Annotated in this window: 10 protein-coding genes, 1 rRNA gene and 1 pseudogene; 5 read left to right on the top strand and 7 right to left on the bottom strand. The window is 69.8% G+C overall.

The features are described from left to right. Positions 1-11 precede the first annotated feature (11 nt). The 4 genes from C1703_RS05600 to C1703_RS05585 form a co-directional block, all read right to left on the bottom strand. Positions 12-809, bottom strand: a complete 798-nt coding sequence (locus C1703_RS05600) for an MIP/aquaporin family protein (RefSeq protein ID WP_114250841.1) — start codon at positions 807-809, stop codon at positions 12-14. An 866-nt stretch (positions 810-1,675) separates the two neighbouring features. Next, positions 1,676-3,322, bottom strand: a complete 1,647-nt coding sequence (locus tag C1703_RS05595) for a GGDEF domain-containing protein (protein WP_114250840.1) — start codon at positions 3,320-3,322, stop codon at positions 1,676-1,678. A gap of 177 nt (positions 3,323-3,499) precedes the next feature. Then, a complete protein-coding gene (locus C1703_RS05590; protein WP_114257307.1) occupies positions 3,500-4,690 on the bottom strand; it encodes a lipid-transfer protein in 1,191 nt (396 codons plus the stop codon). Continuing rightward, positions 4,687-5,112 carry a zinc ribbon domain-containing protein gene (locus C1703_RS05585; protein ID WP_114250839.1) on the bottom strand — a complete coding sequence of 142 codons (426 nt, stop codon included), beginning with the start codon at positions 5,110-5,112 and terminating at the stop codon, positions 4,687-4,689. The genes C1703_RS05590 and C1703_RS05585 overlap by 4 nt, the downstream gene beginning before the upstream one ends. Before the next feature lie 210 nt (positions 5,113-5,322). Here C1703_RS05585 and C1703_RS40280 point away from each other — a divergent pair. Together C1703_RS40280 and C1703_RS05580 are read left to right on the top strand one after the other, a co-directional pair. Beyond that, positions 5,323-5,436, top strand: a pseudogene (locus C1703_RS40280) (D-alanyl-D-alanine dipeptidase); the annotation flags it as partial. A 47-nt stretch (positions 5,437-5,483) separates the two neighbouring features. Next, positions 5,484-6,017, top strand: coding sequence for an NUDIX domain-containing protein (locus tag C1703_RS05580; protein ID WP_114250838.1), 534 nt, complete (start codon positions 5,484-5,486; stop codon positions 6,015-6,017). A gap of 2 nt (positions 6,018-6,019) precedes the next feature. On the opposite strand, the gene C1703_RS05575 is transcribed toward C1703_RS05580, so the two are convergent. Next, the gene (locus tag C1703_RS05575) at positions 6,020-8,386 is read right to left on the bottom strand and encodes a TIM-barrel domain-containing protein (protein ID WP_114250837.1); all 2,367 of its coding nucleotides are present in this window, start codon (positions 8,384-8,386) and stop codon (positions 6,020-6,022) included. Between the two features lie 212 nt (positions 8,387-8,598). Between C1703_RS05575 and C1703_RS05570 the strand changes: the two genes are divergently transcribed. Then, positions 8,599-10,566 carry an acetoacetate--CoA ligase gene (locus tag C1703_RS05570; RefSeq protein ID WP_114250836.1) on the top strand — a complete coding sequence of 656 codons (1,968 nt, stop codon included), beginning with the start codon at positions 8,599-8,601 and terminating at the stop codon, positions 10,564-10,566. 176 nt (positions 10,567-10,742) lie between these two features. Beyond that, positions 10,743-11,633 carry a hypothetical protein gene (locus C1703_RS05565; protein ID WP_114250835.1) on the top strand — a complete coding sequence of 297 codons (891 nt, stop codon included), beginning with the start codon at positions 10,743-10,745 and terminating at the stop codon, positions 11,631-11,633. A gap of 70 nt (positions 11,634-11,703) precedes the next feature. On the opposite strand, the gene ptsP is transcribed toward C1703_RS05565, so the two are convergent. Both ptsP and C1703_RS05555 read right to left on the bottom strand, forming a co-directional pair. Next, entirely contained in the window at positions 11,704-13,374 is a 1,671-nt protein-coding gene (gene ptsP / locus C1703_RS05560; RefSeq protein ID WP_114250834.1) for a phosphoenolpyruvate--protein phosphotransferase, read from the bottom strand. Between the two features lie 78 nt (positions 13,375-13,452). Continuing rightward, a complete protein-coding gene (locus tag C1703_RS05555) occupies positions 13,453-13,902 on the bottom strand; it encodes a PTS glucose transporter subunit IIA (RefSeq protein WP_114250833.1) in 450 nt (149 codons plus the stop codon). A gap of 550 nt (positions 13,903-14,452) precedes the next feature. On the opposite strand from C1703_RS05555, the gene C1703_RS05545 reads away from it, so the two are divergent. Then, positions 14,453-15,978 (top strand): 16S ribosomal RNA (locus C1703_RS05545). Positions 15,979-16,108 lie beyond the last annotated feature (130 nt).

Below are 16,108 nucleotides of genomic sequence, written 5' to 3'. Positions count from 1 at the left end.
CTCGGGCTGGTTCAGAAGGCTGCGTTGTAGATGAGGGCCGCGAGGACTCCGCCTGCCAAAGGCCCCACCACCGGAACCCATGCGTATCCCCAGTCGGACGTCCCCTTGTTCGGGATCGGGAGGAACTGGTGCACGATGCGCGGACCCAGGTCACGTGCCGGGTTGATCGCATAACCGGTGGGCCCACCGAGCGAGAGACCGATGCCGACGACCAGCAGAGCCACCAGCAGGATCGAGATGCCGGAGCCGTAGATCCCGGCTCCCTCGCCCGGGATCGGTCCGATGCCGACCCCCTGGACGACGCGGTTGTCACCGACGAGCGCGAGGATGGGCAGCACCAGGGCGATGGTCGCGAGGACCTCCGTCATCAGGTTGGCGACCGGGTTCCTGATCTCCGGGATGGTGGAGAAGATGCCCAGGGTCGGCACCGGCTCGTCCACCGTGCCGTCCGTGGTGCCCGTCTGCCGTACATTGGCCCGGAACTGGGCGAAGTACAGCAGGTACGCCAGGATGGCGCCCAGGATCGCCCCCACCATCTGCCCGAGCACGTAGACCCAGACCTTGTTCCACACGCCTGTGTCGACGGCCAGGCCGAACGTGACCGCGGGGTTGATGTGGCCGCCCGACAGCGGGGCGGCCGTGTACGCGCCGGCCAGGACACCGAAGCCCCATCCGAACGTGATGACGATCCAGCCCGAGGCTCGCGCCTTCGAGAATCTGAGGGTGACGGCGGCGCAGACGCCCGCGCCGAACAGGATGAGAATCGCCGTTCCGATGATCTCGCCGACGAAGATGTCTACGTTGCTCATGGCGGCTCCTAGGCCAAGGCCCGGGACGGTCCGCCCCGGTCCTCACGTGCAGGGTGCGTTTCCCATGGCTACTTCAGCCGAAGGCAGGGGGTCCCGCGCCCCGCCCGGCATCCGTGACGAGCGTGCCGTCGCAGCCGAATCGCCCGTGGGGGAATGGGCCTTGGCGCAGGCGCGTTCACGCGCCGCAGTGCCGGATTACGCCGAGTATGTACGGCGATGTCGACTGACACCGGAAGTGTTCACCGGCACCCAAAGGGCGTCAAGGTAGCCGACCGCAACGGTTGACGGCCATGTGACGGCCGCCCGGGTTCGTGCCGGGCCGGGTGGCCGGTTGCACGGCCGCGGCGGTACCCGGTCGGGATCGTTGTTCAGATCTGGGTCGGACCCGCGCGGGCCTTGTGCGCCGCGCGAGACATGACGGGTGGTGTCCGGCCTTCGCTGAGCCCCGCCCTCGGCGACTGCCCAGCCTCACCTGACTCCTCGCTTGCTCGTGTCCAGCATCTACCTGACCTGCCGGTTTCTCAACCGGACCAGTCGGGACCCGCGGCAGGCCGCCGTACGGGGCCTGCCGGGGCAGGTTCCCGGCGCCCAGGCGCCGCCCCTGACAGCACCGCCGACCACATGGGCCGAGCCCACCGGAGCGCCGCCAGATCCAGCCCCGCTCGCCCGCTGAAGCCCCAACGAGGGGCTCAGAAGCCCATGCCCGCCCCTCCGAGCCCACACGACCCTGCAAGCGGCTCAGAGCGCAGACATGTCCTCAGTCCACGCGCCCCTGCAAGCCGCCCAGACCCATCGCTCGCGCCGCTCCGGCCCTGCGAGCGATACAGACCCCCCCGGTCAACCCGGCCCTTCCCCGCAGCCGCCCCTCACCCCCCACCCGGTTCCACCACTCCACACCCCGCCGCTGCCGGTTCGGACCCCCGGCGGGTCTCGTGGCCGGGCGATCCCGCGCGGCCCAGCACCCAACTCGCCCCGTGCAAGGCCTTGGCCGCCTTCTTCAGCGGTGCCAGGCAGGCCGCCGCCTGCCGGTGGTCCGCCACACTGCCCGGCGCGCACAGCACCGTCGCGAGCGACAGCGTCACCGGCCGCCCGCCCGCCGACCAGGGCGCGTCCAGCACGGAGGCGGCCAGCGGATCGAGGCCGTCCGGATCGGCCAGGACCAGGAAGTCGTCCCCGCCGATGTGCCCCACGCGTGCTCCTCCCGTGGCGGCCTGCTGGAGTGCGCGGCCCACTGCCCGGATCAGCTCGTCGCCCGCCGCGAACCCGGCCCCGTCGTTGACCTGCTTGAAGTGGTCGACGTCCAGCCAGCTCAGCGCGAACGCCCGCCCGGCAGCGATGCGCCGGTCCACCTCCTCGGTGATCGCGTCCGAGCCCGGCAGACGCGTCAGCGGATTGAGTCCGGCCGCCTCCTCCACCCGTGTCTCGGCCAGCGCGCGCACGAGGTCCGCGAGCCGTACGACGCCCACGCACCGTCCGTACTCGTCCACCACGGCCACGTCGTCCGACGTACGGTCCCGTCCGCCGACCGCCACCACGTCCAGCACCTCCCAGGCGGTCGCGTCGACGCCCACCGTCCGCGGTGGGTCGCCGAGCTTGGCCGCGGGCCGGTCGGCGTACAGGGCGTGCCCGTAGCGCCCCGACATCGACAACAGGAAGCGGGACCGGTGCACCGACCGGACCGGTACCCCGGCGGTGTCCACGAGCAGCACCCCGGACACGTCCGGCGAGCCGGTCAGCAGCGCGCGCACCTGCCCTGCCGATGCCGTGGCGGGCAGCAAGGCGGCGGGCCGCACGAACTCCCGTACCGACGGCCCGGACCGGGGGACCGCCATAACGCCGGGGGAGCGGGGCGGAACGTAGACGTCCGCGGCGGGCAGCCGGGCCGGCGGCGCGAAGAGCTCGCCCTGTGCCAGCTGTGCTCCGGCCGCCCATGCCGCCGCGCACTGTCCTTCGGTCTCCACGCCCTCCACGGCCAGGAGCGCTCCCAGCTCGTCGCACAGCGTCCGCATGGACCGCACCACCGCGGGCCGCGCCAGCAGCGACGCGTCCAGTTTCACGAGTCCGGGAGCGATGTCCGAGAGCAGCCGCAAGGGCACGTCCCCGTCCCCCACACCGTCCGCGCAGATCCGGAAGCCCTGGCCGCGCAGTGTGACGACCGCCTCCAGCAGCGCCTGCTGCGGCACGTGCGTGTACGGCGGACAGACGTCGATCGTCACCTCCCACGGCAGGCGCCCCGCCTCGCGCACAGCGTCGTGCAGGGAAGGGAGACCACCGAGGTCGGCGAGGGTGCCGGCGAACACGTTGACGAACACCGGGAGCAGGGTCTCCTTGCGCACCGCCGCACGGACCGCGGACACCGCCAGTCGGCAGTCGAGCTCGGGATCCCGACGGGCTTCGGCCAGGATGTCGCCGCTCTCAGGGCGGGCGAGTATCTCCAGTCCCGCAACCGCCCCGGTCGTCAGGTTGACCACCGGTTGGAAGGCGAAGCGGAGAGTATCCGTCCAGGAGCGCACGGGAGCATGATGACTTCCACCGGCGCACGCTCAGGCCCAGTTCATGAGACGTTCACGCAGGATTCCGGCGCGGTCACACAGCGTATGGCCAAGGTCCGGCGCGGCGGCACGACCCGCACGGAGGCGGTGCACGACCCGCATGGCCCCCTGCGGCCGTGCAGTCTCCGGCAGAGGGGCTCACCGCACCGCGATCACCGCCGACCCGTGCCCGAAGAGCCCCTGGTTCGCACTGAGGCCGACGCGCGCTCCCGTCACCTGCCGGTCACCTGCCTCGCCTCTCAACTGCCAGGTCAGCTCACACACCTGGGCTATCGCCTGGGCCGGAACCGCCTCGCCGAAGGAGGCCAGACCACCGCTGACGTTCACCGGTATGCGACCGCCCAGGGTCGTCACCCCGTCGCGCAGCAGCTTCACGCCCTCGCCCTCACCGCACAGCCCCAGGTCTTCGTACCACTGCAGCTCAAGGGCGGTGGAGAGGTCGTAGACCTCGGCCAACGACAGGTCTTCCGGGCCTATGCCGGCCTCGTCGTAGGCCGCGCGGGCGATCGACGTCCGGAACGTCTGCGCGGGCGGGTCCACCGCCACCGCGGAGTCCGTGGCGATGTCCGGCAGGTCCAGCACGGTGTTGGGGTAACGCGGGGTCACCGTGGAGACGGCCCGGATCCGCACCGGCTCCGCGTGCCCATGCCGCCGCGCGTACTCCAGGCTCGACAGCACCAGGGCCGCACCGCCGTCGGAGGTGGCGCAGATGTCGAGCAGCCGCAGCGGGTCGGCGACGACGGGGGAGGCGGCGACCTCCTCGGCCGTGACACGGCTGCGGTAGCGGGCGTTCGGGTTGAGCGCTCCCATCGCCGCGTTCTTCACCTTCACCTGTGCGAAGTCCTCCGGCGTGTCGCCGTGCACAGCCATGCGTCTGCGGGCGTACAGCCCGAAGTAGACCGGGTTGGTCGCCCCGAGGACGCGGAAGCGCAGCCAGTCGGGATCGTCGGGCCGGTCGCCGCCCGCCGGGCGGAAAAACCCCTTGGGAGCTGCATCGGCCCCGACCACGAGCACCACGTCGGCGAGCCCGGCGAGGATCTGGGCGCGGGCGGTGTCGACGGCCTGTGCCCCGGAGGCGCACGCCGCGTACACGCTCGCGACCCGGGCTCCTTGCCAACCCAGTGCTTTCGCGAATGCCGCTCCCGCGACGAATCCCGGGTAGCCGCCCCGCACCGTGTCCGCGCCGATGATCGAGCCGATGTCCCGCCAGTCCAGCCCGGCGTCGGCGAGGGCCGCGCGGGCGGCCGACACGCCGTACTCGACGAAGCTCCGCCCCCACTTGCCCCACGGGTGCATGCCCGCGCCGAGCACCGCCACTTCGTCCGTCACGCCTCCACCCCCGTCGGCCGCCACTGCCACGTCGTCCACGTCGTCTCCGTGTCCTCATGGAGCACGCCGGGCACGACCTCCGCCTCCATGCCCACCGCCAGATCCGAGGCGGTGACCCCCGGAGCCGCCTGTCCCAGCACCACGATCCGCTCGGCCTCCAGCTCCACAGCGATCAACGCGCACGGCTCCCATGGAAGTTCCGGATCGCTCACGTAGGGTGACGGCGGCCGATACCGGCTGTCCGTGTACGACCAGACGCGCCCGCGCCGGGACAGCGGGATCTCCTCCAACTCCCCGCCCGCACAGCCCGGGTTGCGGCAATGGTGGTCCTCGCGCGGGAAGAACACCGAAGCGCATGCCGTGCAACGCGTGCCGAGCAGCCGGAAACCGTCCCCCTCCCCGGCGAACCACCCCGCCACCACAGGTCTGCGTGTACGCGCCACAGTCCCTCCCCACAGCCGGATCTGACGATGTGTCAGGAGTCTGTCACGATCCGCCGGAGATCGGCAGGCCACCGACCCGGACGCGACAGGCAGTCACAGCGCCTGTCCCTTCCCCACCGGGGACCACTCCTGGTGGACGCAGGAGGCATGACCCGACTCACCACCGTGGCCCGCGCCCTGATCAGCCCCGGCTTCGTGAACCTGCCGGAGGAGTGGTGCCACTACGCCTACAAGCCCGAGCCCTAACCGGACACCTACTCCGACTTCCCGGTGTCCAGGAAGTCGCTCACCAGCGTCCACTGAGCCGCCTGCCCGAGACGCCCTGCCCGTGATCGGCTACAGTCCGCCGCGTGTCCGAAACTCAGCACTCCAGTTCCAACTCCGCGCCGGACTCCCACTGTTCGAGCTGCGGCGCGCCCTACGGTGAGGGCGTCTCCGGCTGGCCCCGCACCTGCCCGGCATGCGGCGCCGTGGCCTACCGCAACCCGCTCCCGGTCGCGGTGGCCCTCCAGCCCGTGTACGACACCAAGGGCATGGCCCTGGTGGTCATCACACGAACCGTCGCTCCCGCGCGCGGAGGCATCGCCCTGCCCGGCGGCTACATCGACGACCGCGAGGACTGGCGGCAGGCGGTCGTACGCGAACTCAAGGAGGAGACCGGCATCGACGCGGCCGGCCGCGACGTACGCCTCGTCGACGCCATGAGCTCGCCCGACGGACACCTGCTGCTGTTCGGTCTCCTCCCGGAACGCCCGGCCGAGGGCCTGCCGCCCTCCGCCGCCACGGACGAGACCGAGGGCTGGCACCTCCTGCGCAGGCCGGAGGAGCTCGCCTTCCCGCTGCACACCGTGGCCGTCCGGGCCTGGTTCGAGGGCCGGTACTGAGCTCAGCGCTCGCCGGCCCCACGGACGCGCACCGGGTGGGGCGGCGCGCCCCCGCCGTCCTCACCCTCCCGCTCGACGACCACCCGCGAGCCCGTCCACCGGGAGGTGTAGCGCTCGATCTCCGGCTCGTCCCACCCCTCGCCCCCGTCCGGCACGACCAGCCCGCCCCCGGTCCGGCCCCGGGCGGGTGCCCAGACCTCCAGCTCGAGACCGCCGTCCTCCCCGCGCACGGGAAGCACGGCACCCGCGCGTGCGAACACCGGTATCCGCGACAGGGGCGCGTCGACGAGCACCTGCGCCGGCCCCTCGTACGCCTGCTCCGTCACCGTGTCGTACCAGCGTCCCCGCGGCAGCTGCACGGCACGCCGGTCCGCGCCCGGATCGAGCACCGGCGCCACCAGCAGGCTGTCGCCGAGCAGGAAGGCGTCCCCGCAGTCCCGCAGCACCCGCTCCTCCGGTGCGGCCCACCACAGGGGCCGCACGTAGGGCGCCCCGGTCCGCCGGGCCAGATGCGCCAGGGTCATGAAGTACGGCAGCAGCCGCCGGCGTTCCACGAGCGCCACGCGCGCGTGCTCCAGCACCTCGGGACCGAACTCCCACGGTTCCCTCCGCCCCGCCCGCAGACTCGCGTGCGTCCGGAAGAGCGGCAGATACGCGCCCAGCTGGAACCACCGCAGGTACAGCTCGGGTGAGGGATCCCCGTCGAAGCCTCCGATGTCCGGACCCGAGTACGGGACACCGCACAGCCCGAGCCCCATGACCAGCGCCAGAGACGCCCGCAGCCCCGGCCAGCCGGTGGCCACGTCCCCCGACCACGTCCCGCCGTAGCGCTGCATGCCGGCCCACCCGGAGCGGGAGAACAGAAACGGCCGCTCCTGGGGCGAGAGTTTCCGCAGTCCTTCGAAGCCCGCCCTGGCCATGCACAGCGCGTACACGTTGTGCGCCTCACGATGGTCCCCGCTCCGCCCCTCCAAGGAGTGCCGCGCCGAGCGCGGCAGCGTCGTCTCCCCGAAGGCGTTGAACGAGGTGGGCTCGTTCATGTCGTGCCAGAAACCCGAGAACCCCTGCGTCAGCCGCTCCTCATAGAGACGGCCCCACCACTCCCGCACGCGCGCGTGCGTGAAGTCCGGAAACACCGCCTCCCCGGGCCACACCACACCCTGCACGACCTGCCCCGACGCGTCCCGTACGAACGCGTCCTCCGCCACGCCGTCGTCGTACACCGCGTTTCCGGGCAGGGCCTTCACGGCCGGGTCGACGATCGACACCAGCCGGATGCCGTCCCGCCGCAGCTCCTCCGCCAGAACCGGCAGCTTCGGGAAGCGGTCCTGGTCCACGGTGAAACCCTGATGCGCGTCGAAATGGTCGATGTCCAGATGCACGGCGTCGAGCGGAAGACCGTGCTCGAGATACCCTGCGACGATCCGCCGCACCTCCTGCTCGCTGCCGAACCCCCACCGCGCGTGGTGATGGCCGAGCGCCCACGCGGGCGGCAGCGCCGGTGCCCCGGTCAGCGAGGCCCACGCGAGCAGCACGCGCGCGGGGCTGCCCACCATCACCCAGCAGCGCAGCGGACCGCCGTCCATCCGCAGCTCGCTCGTCCCGGCGCGATCGTGCCCGGAACCCGCACCCTCCTCGCCCTCCCGCAGGGCCACCGTGCCGTCCCACGAGCTGTCGTGGAACACCAGATGGGTACCTCCGTCGGACACCACCAGCTGCACCGGCATCGTGATGTACAGCGGGTCGTCACCAGGCGCGAAGGCGTGCCCGGGATCGGTGTTCCACAGCCGGTACGTCCCGTCCGGCAGCCGAGGACCCGAAGCACGCCCCCCGAGACCGAAGAACCGCGCGTCGGCAGCCACCTCCGTCCGCTGCATCCACCGCGCCTGGCCGCCACCGACCGGCTCCCACCACCGCGGCGGCAGATCACGGCGAAGGGTCACGCCACCGGGCGTGCGCACCTCCACCGCGCCGTGCCGCGAGACGACCACCGTCGCCCGCTCGGCCACCACCCGCCAGCCGCCGTCCTTGTCCGGCTCCAGCACCGCCCGGGGATCCGGCTCCGGACAGCGTCCGGCCAGCGCGTACGACGGCTCGGGCTCCGCCCCGTCCCAGCCCCAGAAGACGGCCCCGTTCACCGCGACCAGAATCCGCAGCTCCGACCGGCTGAACCGGACGACACCGCCCCCCGGCCCCGGCTCCACCTCCTGCACGGGCCCGGGCACCCGCGCCCGCTCCGCCCCCCGCGACGGCAGCCCGGTGGCGTCGGCCCGCCGCCTGCGCCACGCTGCTCGTACGGTACGCACACCCTGCGCCGCCCCCACCGAACCCACCGCTTTCACCGAACGCACCAGGTCACGACCGTTCATGCTGCTCACCCTGCCACTGACCGCCCCACGAGCGCGTCTCGTTCAACTGCCGTTCACCCGTGTCAGGACCACATCTTCACGACACCGACTATGTGGGGCGCACCCTGGTGCCGAAGTCGATCACGTGGCATTGTCCGTGCCAGCCGCGTCACGCGCACACCCCAGCCCGTGCGCGGAGGACGCACACGACGCGCACAGTCCGGGAGCCGACCATGTCGACCGATAGTCCTCAGCCGCTCTGGCAGCCCGACCCCGAGCGCATCGCACGGGCACGCATCACCAGGTTCCAGGCCTGGGCCGCCGAGCACCACGGCGCCCCCGCCGAGGGCGGCTACGCGGCCCTGCAGCGCTGGTCCGTCGATGAGCTGGAAACCTTCTGGACAGCCGTCACCGAGTGGTTCGACGTCCGCTTCTCGACCCCCTACGCGCGCGTGCTCGGCGACCGCTCCATGCCGGGCGCCCGATGGTTCCCCGGGGCAACCCTCAACTACGCCGAACACGCCCTGCGCGCCGCCGAAACCCGCGCCGACGAACCGGCTCTCCTGTACGTCGACGAGACACACGAACCAAGTCCCGTCACCTGGACCGAACTGCGCCGCCAGGTCGGCTCCCTCGCCGCCGAGCTGCGCGCGCTCGGCGTGCGTCCCGGAGACCGCGTCAGCGGCTACCTCCCCAACATCCCGCAGGCCGTGGTCGCCCTCCTCGCCACAGCGGCCGTGGGCGGCGTCTGGACGTCCTGCGCGCCCGACTTCGGCGCCCGCAGCGTCCTCGACCGCTTCCAGCAGGTGGAACCCGTCGTGCTGTTCACCGTCGACGGCTACCGCTACGGAGGCAAGGAACACGACCGCCGCGAGATCGTCGCCGAACTGCGGCGCGAACTGCCCACCCTGCGCGCCGTCGTCCACATCCCCCTCCTCGGCACCGACGCGCCCGAGGGCGCCCTGGACTGGTCTGCCCTCACCTCCGGCGACACCGCCCCCGTCTTCGAGCAGGTGCCCTTCGACCACCCCCTGTGGGTCCTCTACTCCTCCGGCACGACCGGCCTGCCCAAGGCCATCGTCCAGTCCCAGGGCGGCATCCTGGTCGAGCACCTCAAGCAGATCGGCCTGCACTGCGACCTGGGCCCCGAGGACCGCTTCTTCTGGTACACCTCGACCGGCTGGATGATGTGGAACTTCCTCGTCTCCGGCCTGCTCACCGGCACCACGATCGTCCTCTACGACGGCAGCCCCGGCTACCCCGACACCGGTGCCCAATGGCGGATCGCCGAACGCACGAAAGCCACCTTGTACGGCACCTCGGCCGCCTACGTCATGGCCTGCCGCAAGGCCGGCGTGCACCCGTCCCGCGACTTCGACCTCTCCTCCGTCCAGTGCGTCGCCACCACCGGCTCACCCCTGCCGCCGGACGGCTTCCGCTGGCTCCACGACGAGGTCCGCGACGACCTGTGGATCGCCTCCGTCAGCGGCGGCACGGACGTGTGCTCCTGCTTCGCCGGAGCGGTACCGACCCTCCCGGTCCACGTCGGCGAGCTGCAGGCCCCCTGCCTCGGCACCGACCTCCAGTCCTGGGACCCGAACGGCAGCCCCCTGATCGACGAGGTCGGGGAACTGGTGGTCACCAACCCCATGCCGTCGATGCCTATCCACTTCTGGAACGACCCCGACGGCAGCCGCTACCACGACAGCTACTTCGACACCTACCCGGGCGTATGGCGGCACGGCGACTGGATCACCGTCACCTCCCGCGGATCCGTCATCATCCACGGCCGCTCCGACTCCACGCTCAACCGCCAGGGCGTGCGCATGGGATCCGCCGACATCTACGAAGCCGTCGAGCGCCTCCCCGAGATCCGGGAGTCCCTCGTCATCGGCATCGAACAGCCCGACGGCGGCTACTGGATGCCCCTCTTCGTGCATCTGGCCCCGGGAGCCACTCTCGACGAGTCCCTGCTGAACCGCATCAAGCAGACCATCCGCGAGCAACTCTCACCGCGCCACGTCCCCGACGAGATCATCGAAGTGCCCGGCATCCCGCACACCCTCACCGGCAAGCGCATCGAGGTCCCGGTCAAGCGCCTCCTCCAAGGCACCCCCCTGGAGAAGGCGGTCAACCCGGGCTCCATCGACAACCTCGACCTGCTGGCCTTCTACGAGGAACTGGCCCGCAAGCGCGCCTGACCGGCCTCTTGGACCACTCCCCGTCACCGTGGGTCGATCCTGCACGGCATCAGCAACACCGCCATGACCTGCGGATTCTTCATCGGTCGAGTACGTGATCCCCCTGGCGCCCCCCATTGTCAGTGCCGCCGGTTACTGTGAGTGAGCATTGATCGACCGCGCACAGGGGGAACACAATGGCGCACACCGACAGCAGGACCATGCGACGCGTCCTGGGCCGCGAAATCGCAGGCACCATCGGCCTGCTGACCGACGAGCACGACTTCCGGGCCATGCGGCGCTACCGCAGCTTCACCTTCGACGACCACGCGACGTACCTCAAGCAGATGGAGGCCCTCCTCAGGACGCGGGCCCTGCAAGGCAGCCACACCACGGTGGCCCTCTTCGACCCGGAGGAATACGCCGAGTTCTGCGAACAGAAGGGCCTGGACCCCGACATCCCGTCGACCCGCACCCGCTTCACCGCGCACCTCGCGCTCACCGGCCCGGCCCTCCCTTACGAGGGCCAGCCACTGGCCGACCTCCTCTCCTCCCTCGTCGACGAAGCCGTCCGGCAGGCCACCTGGGAGTACGCGACCACGCTCCTCGCCCGCCTGGGAGCCTGCACCTCCTGCGGCGAGGACATCGGACGCGCCGCCTTCGCCCGCGCCTCGGAACTCCTCGTCCGCATCCTCGACACAGCTCCACCCGGGGACCGGCACCTCGTCTGCAGCGTCACCGGACCACCCGAAACCCTCGTCGCCGCACTCCACGCCACCGACACCGGCAACGCCCTGGAACTCGACGAAAACGAAGCCCTCGAATTCACCACGGTCCTGGCCCTCGGCCTGGCCACCGAAAGCCCCGGAGGCCTCGTCATCCGGGCCAGCGCCCCAGGCGCCCCCGACCGGGTCTACGGCTGGCGCCTGCGCGCATACGGACTCGCACCCCTCACTGCGGGAGAGGTCTTCGACGCCTACTGCACCGACCTCGACTCCGGGGACCTCATCTCCCCGGAATCCAACGTCGACTACTGCGCACCACCCGACCTCGGAGACGAGAAACCCACACAGGGACACCACCACTGAAACGCCGGAGGGGCGCCCCACCGTGGTGGGGCGCCCCTCCCGGGCAGCCGATCAGCCGACCACATCCGGCCTACTCGCCGGACAGCACCGCCTGCGCCGCACTCCGCGCGTCCTCGGCGCTGTCCGACGCCCGGGCCGCGGCCGCGGCCCGCTCGCACTGCGCCAACGTGTACTTCGCCAGCGTCGCGCGGACGTACGGGATCGACGCCGAGCCCATGGAGAGAGAGGTGACACCCAGACCAGCCAGCACACACGCGAGCAGCGGGTCGGACGCGGCCTCACCGCACACACCACAGCTCTTGCCCTCGGCCTTCGCCGCCTCGGCGGACAGCGCCACCAGGTCGAGCAGCGCGGGCTGCCACGGATCCTGAAGACGGGAGACCGCACCCACCTGACGGTCGGCGGCGAACGTGTACTGCGCCAGGTCGTTCGTCCCCAGCGACAGGAACTCGACCTCCTGCAGGATCGAGCGCGCCCGCAGCGCGGCCGACGGGATCTCGACCATCGCACCGAACTTCGCCCGCAGCCCCGCCTCACGGCACGCGTCCGCGAAGGCCTTGGCATCCGTACGGTCCGCCACCATCGGGGCCATGACCTCGAGGTAGACCGGCAGCCCCTCCGCGGCCTTCGCGAGCGCCGTCAGCTGCGTGCGCAGGACTTCCGGGTGATCGAGCAGCGTCCGCAGGCCCCGCACGCCCAGCGCGGGGTTCGGCTCGTCGGCCGGCGTGAGGAAGTCGAGCGGCTTGTCCGCACCCGCGTCCAGCACCCGCACCACGACACGCCCCTCGGGGAACGCCTCGAGCACCTGCCGGTAGGCCGCGATCTGCTTCTCCTCGGACGGCGCCTGCTTGCTGTCGTCCAGGAAGAGGAACTCGGTACGGAACAGACCGACGCCTTCGGCGCCGGCCTCCACGGCGGCCGCCACATCCGCGGGGCCACCGATGTTCGCCAGGAGCGGCACCTTGTGACCATCCGCGGTCGCTCCGGGCCCGGTCGAGGCGGCCAAGGCAGCCTTCCGCTCGGCCGCCGCGGCCTCGAGCTGAGCCTTCTTCTCATCGTTCGGCTCGACGAAGATCTCGCCCGTGCTGCCGTCGACGGCGATCATCGTGCCTTCGGCGAGCTCACCGGCGCCCGGCAGCGCCACGACGGCCGGCACCCCGAGCGCGCGGGCCAGAATCGCGCTGTGACTGGTCGGGCCGCCCTCCTCGGTGACGAAGCCCAACACGAGAGTCGGGTCGAGCAGCGCGGTGTCGGCAGGCGCGAGATCCCGGGCCACAAGGACATAGGGCTCGTCGCTGTCGGGGACACCCGGCATCGGTACCCCCAGCAGACGGGCGACGATACGGTTCCGCACGTCGTCGAGGTCGGCCACGCGACCGGCGAGGTACTCACCGGCGCCGGCCAGCAGCTCGCGGTACGAGGCGAACGCGTCGTACACCCCGCGCTCGGCCGTGCTGCCGACAGCGATCCGCCGCTCCACATCGGCCATCAGCTCGGGGTCCTGGGCCATCATGGCCTGGGCCTCGAGCACCGCCTGGGCCTCGCCTCCCGCCAGATTCCCGCGCGCCATCAGGTCAGCCGCCACAGCCTCCACGGCCTTGCGGGCGCGCCCCTGTTCACGCTCCGCTTCCTCCGCCGGAATCTGCTTCGCGGGCGGCTCGAGCACCGCCGTTCCCATATGCCGAACTTCGCCGATCGCCACACCGTGGCTCACGCCGACGCCTCGCAGCGTTGTCTCCATCTCACCCGTCTCCGATAGTGCGGCGGGTCCCACCGCCGCGTTGGTTGTCGTACTCGCCGTCATACGACGGCACAGACGTCACTTCCAGAGGAAGAGACTGTCGCCGGCCTTCACATCACCGTTGTCGCGAAGATCGGAGAGCGCCTCGGCCGTGGCTTCCAGTGCTACGACCGGGCAGATCGCGGACTTGCCTGCGGCCTCGACGGCCGCCGGGTTCCAGCGCACGACGCCCTGACCGCGCCGGACGGTGTCGCCCTTGTTCACGAGCAGCTCGAAACCCTCTCCGTTGAGCTGCACGGTGTCGATACCGAGGTGGGTGAGCACGCCGTGTCCGCTCTCGTCGACGACGACGAACGCGTGCGGGTGCAGGGAGACGATGACGCCGTCCACGGGGGAGACGGCTTCGGAAGGCTCGCGTACGGGGTCGATCGCTGTACCCGGGCCGACCATGGCCCCGGAGAAGACCGGATCCGGCACGGCTGCCAGTCCGATGGCGCGTCCTGCGAGTGGGGACGTCACGGTGGTCATGGGAAGCCTCCCAGGGGTGGAGATCGATAGGGGCCGTCCGTATCGGTACCGGACGGCACACTGCTCAGCAGCGTATGTCACCTGAAGTGCCGGTTCCGCGCAGGCACTCCAGAGTGGTCTAGACCATACCCCAAAGGGATTTGCACCGGCTCTACGGCCGCGTGTACAGTCGTACTCCTGCTTGGGGCTGAGCGACGCAAGATCGTGTCCGCGCCCGGCAGCAACCAACTTGTCAGATCCTATCTCGGGGCCACCTTCTGCATGCCTGCAGGACGGTGGTCAGAGGGCCGGAAAAACACTGATAGAGTTTGGAACACCGAAGGGAAGCGCCCGGAGGAAAGCCCGAGAGGGTGAGTACAAAGGAAGCGACCGTTCCTTGAGAACTCAACAGCGTGCCAAAAGTCAACGCCAGATATGTTGATACCCCGTCCATCGGATCTCCGATGGTCGAGGTTCCTTTGAAAAAACACAGCGAGGACGCTGTGAACGGTCGGGCCTATTCCGCCTGACTGTTCCGCTCTCGTGGTGTCGACCGGATTACCGGTACACATTCACGGAGAGTTTGATCCTGGCTCAGGACGAACGCTGGCGGCGTGCTTAACACATGCAAGTCGAACGATGAACCACTTCGGTGGGGATTAGTGGCGAACGGGTGAGTAACACGTGGGCAATCTGCCCTGCACTCTGGGACAAGCCCTGGAAACGGGGTCTAATACCGGATACTGACCACTACAGGCATCTGTGGTGGTCGAAAGCTCCGGCGGTGCAGGATGAGCCCGCGGCCTATCAGCTTGTTGGTGAGGTAACGGCTCACCAAGGCGACGACGGGTAGCCGGCCTGAGAGGGCGACCGGCCACACTGGGACTGAGACACGGCCCAGACTCCTACGGGAGGCAGCAGTGGGGAATATTGCACAATGGGCGCAAGCCTGATGCAGCGACGCCGCGTGAGGGATGACGGCCTTCGGGTTGTAAACCTCTTTCAGCAGGGAAGAAGCGAAAGTGACGGTACCTGCAGAAGAAGCGCCGGCTAACTACGTGCCAGCAGCCGCGGTAATACGTAGGGCGCGAGCGTTGTCCGGAATTATTGGGCGTAAAGAGCTCGTAGGCGGCTTGTCGCGTCGGTTGTGAAAGCCCGGGGCTTAACCCCGGGTCTGCAGTCGATACGGGCAGGCTAGAGTTCGGTAGGGGAGATCGGAATTCCTGGTGTAGCGGTGAAATGCGCAGATATCAGGAGGAACACCGGTGGCGAAGGCGGATCTCTGGGCCGATACTGACGCTGAGGAGCGAAAGCGTGGGGAGCGAACAGGATTAGATACCCTGGTAGTCCACGCCGTAAACGGTGGGCACTAGGTGTGGGCAACATTCCACGTTGTCCGTGCCGCAGCTAACGCATTAAGTGCCCCGCCTGGGGAGTACGGCCGCAAGGCTAAAACTCAAAGGAATTGACGGGGGCCCGCACAAGCGGCGGAGCATGTGGCTTAATTCGACGCAACGCGAAGAACCTTACCAAGGCTTGACATACACCGGAAAACCCTGGAGACAGGGTCCCCCTTGTGGTCGGTGTACAGGTGGTGCATGGCTGTCGTCAGCTCGTGTCGTGAGATGTTGGGTTAAGTCCCGCAACGAGCGCAACCCTTGTCCCGTGTTGCCAGCAGGCCCTTGTGGTGCTGGGGACTCACGGGAGACCGCCGGGGTCAACTCGGAGGAAGGTGGGGACGACGTCAAGTCATCATGCCCCTTATGTCTTGGGCTGCACACGTGCTACAATGGCCGGTACAATGAGCTGCGATACCGCGAGGTGGAGCGAATCTCAAAAAGCCGGTCTCAGTTCGGATTGGGGTCTGCAACTCGACCCCATGAAGTCGGAGTCGCTAGTAATCGCAGATCAGCATTGCTGCGGTGAATACGTTCCCGGGCCTTGTACACACCGCCCGTCACGTCACGAAAGTCGGTAACACCCGAAGCCGGTGGCCCAACCCCTTGCGGGAGGGAGCTGTCGAAGGTGGGACTGGCGATTGGGACGAAGTCGTAACAAGGTAGCCGTACCGGAAGGTGCGGCTGGATCACCTCCTTTCTAAGGAGCACTTCTTACCGATCCCTTCGGGGTGAGGTCAGAGGCCAGTACATCAGCGAACGTCTGATGCTGGTTGCTCATGGGTGGAACGTTGACTACTCGGCACGGTCCAGGATGGATCAGGCGCTAG

The organism is Streptomyces sp. Go-475 (genome assembly GCF_003330845.1).
Lineage (GTDB): Bacteria > Actinomycetota > Actinomycetes > Streptomycetales > Streptomycetaceae > Streptomyces.
The sequence above is the reverse complement of the archived record's forward strand: the minus strand, read 5'-3'. Positions and strand labels throughout refer to the sequence as shown.

What these genes read in the sequence shown, in the direction of transcription:
- C1703_RS05570 (WP_114250836.1), top strand. Translation starts at nt 8,599, where the DNA reads ATGTCGACCGATAGTCCTCAGCCGCTCTGGCAGCCCGACCCCGAGCGC.
- ptsP (WP_114250834.1), bottom strand. Translation starts at nt 13,374, where the DNA reads ATGGAGACAACGCTGCGAGGCGTCGGCGTGAGCCACGGTGTGGCGATC.
- C1703_RS05575 (WP_114250837.1), bottom strand. Translation starts at nt 8,386, where the DNA reads ATGAACGGTCGTGACCTGGTGCGTTCGGTGAAAGCGGTGGGTTCGGTG.
- C1703_RS05600 (WP_114250841.1), bottom strand. Translation starts at nt 809, where the DNA reads ATGAGCAACGTAGACATCTTCGTCGGCGAGATCATCGGAACGGCGATT.
- C1703_RS05555 (WP_114250833.1), bottom strand. Translation starts at nt 13,902, where the DNA reads ATGACCACCGTGACGTCCCCACTCGCAGGACGCGCCATCGGACTGGCA.
- C1703_RS05565 (WP_114250835.1), top strand. Translation starts at nt 10,743, where the DNA reads ATGGCGCACACCGACAGCAGGACCATGCGACGCGTCCTGGGCCGCGAA.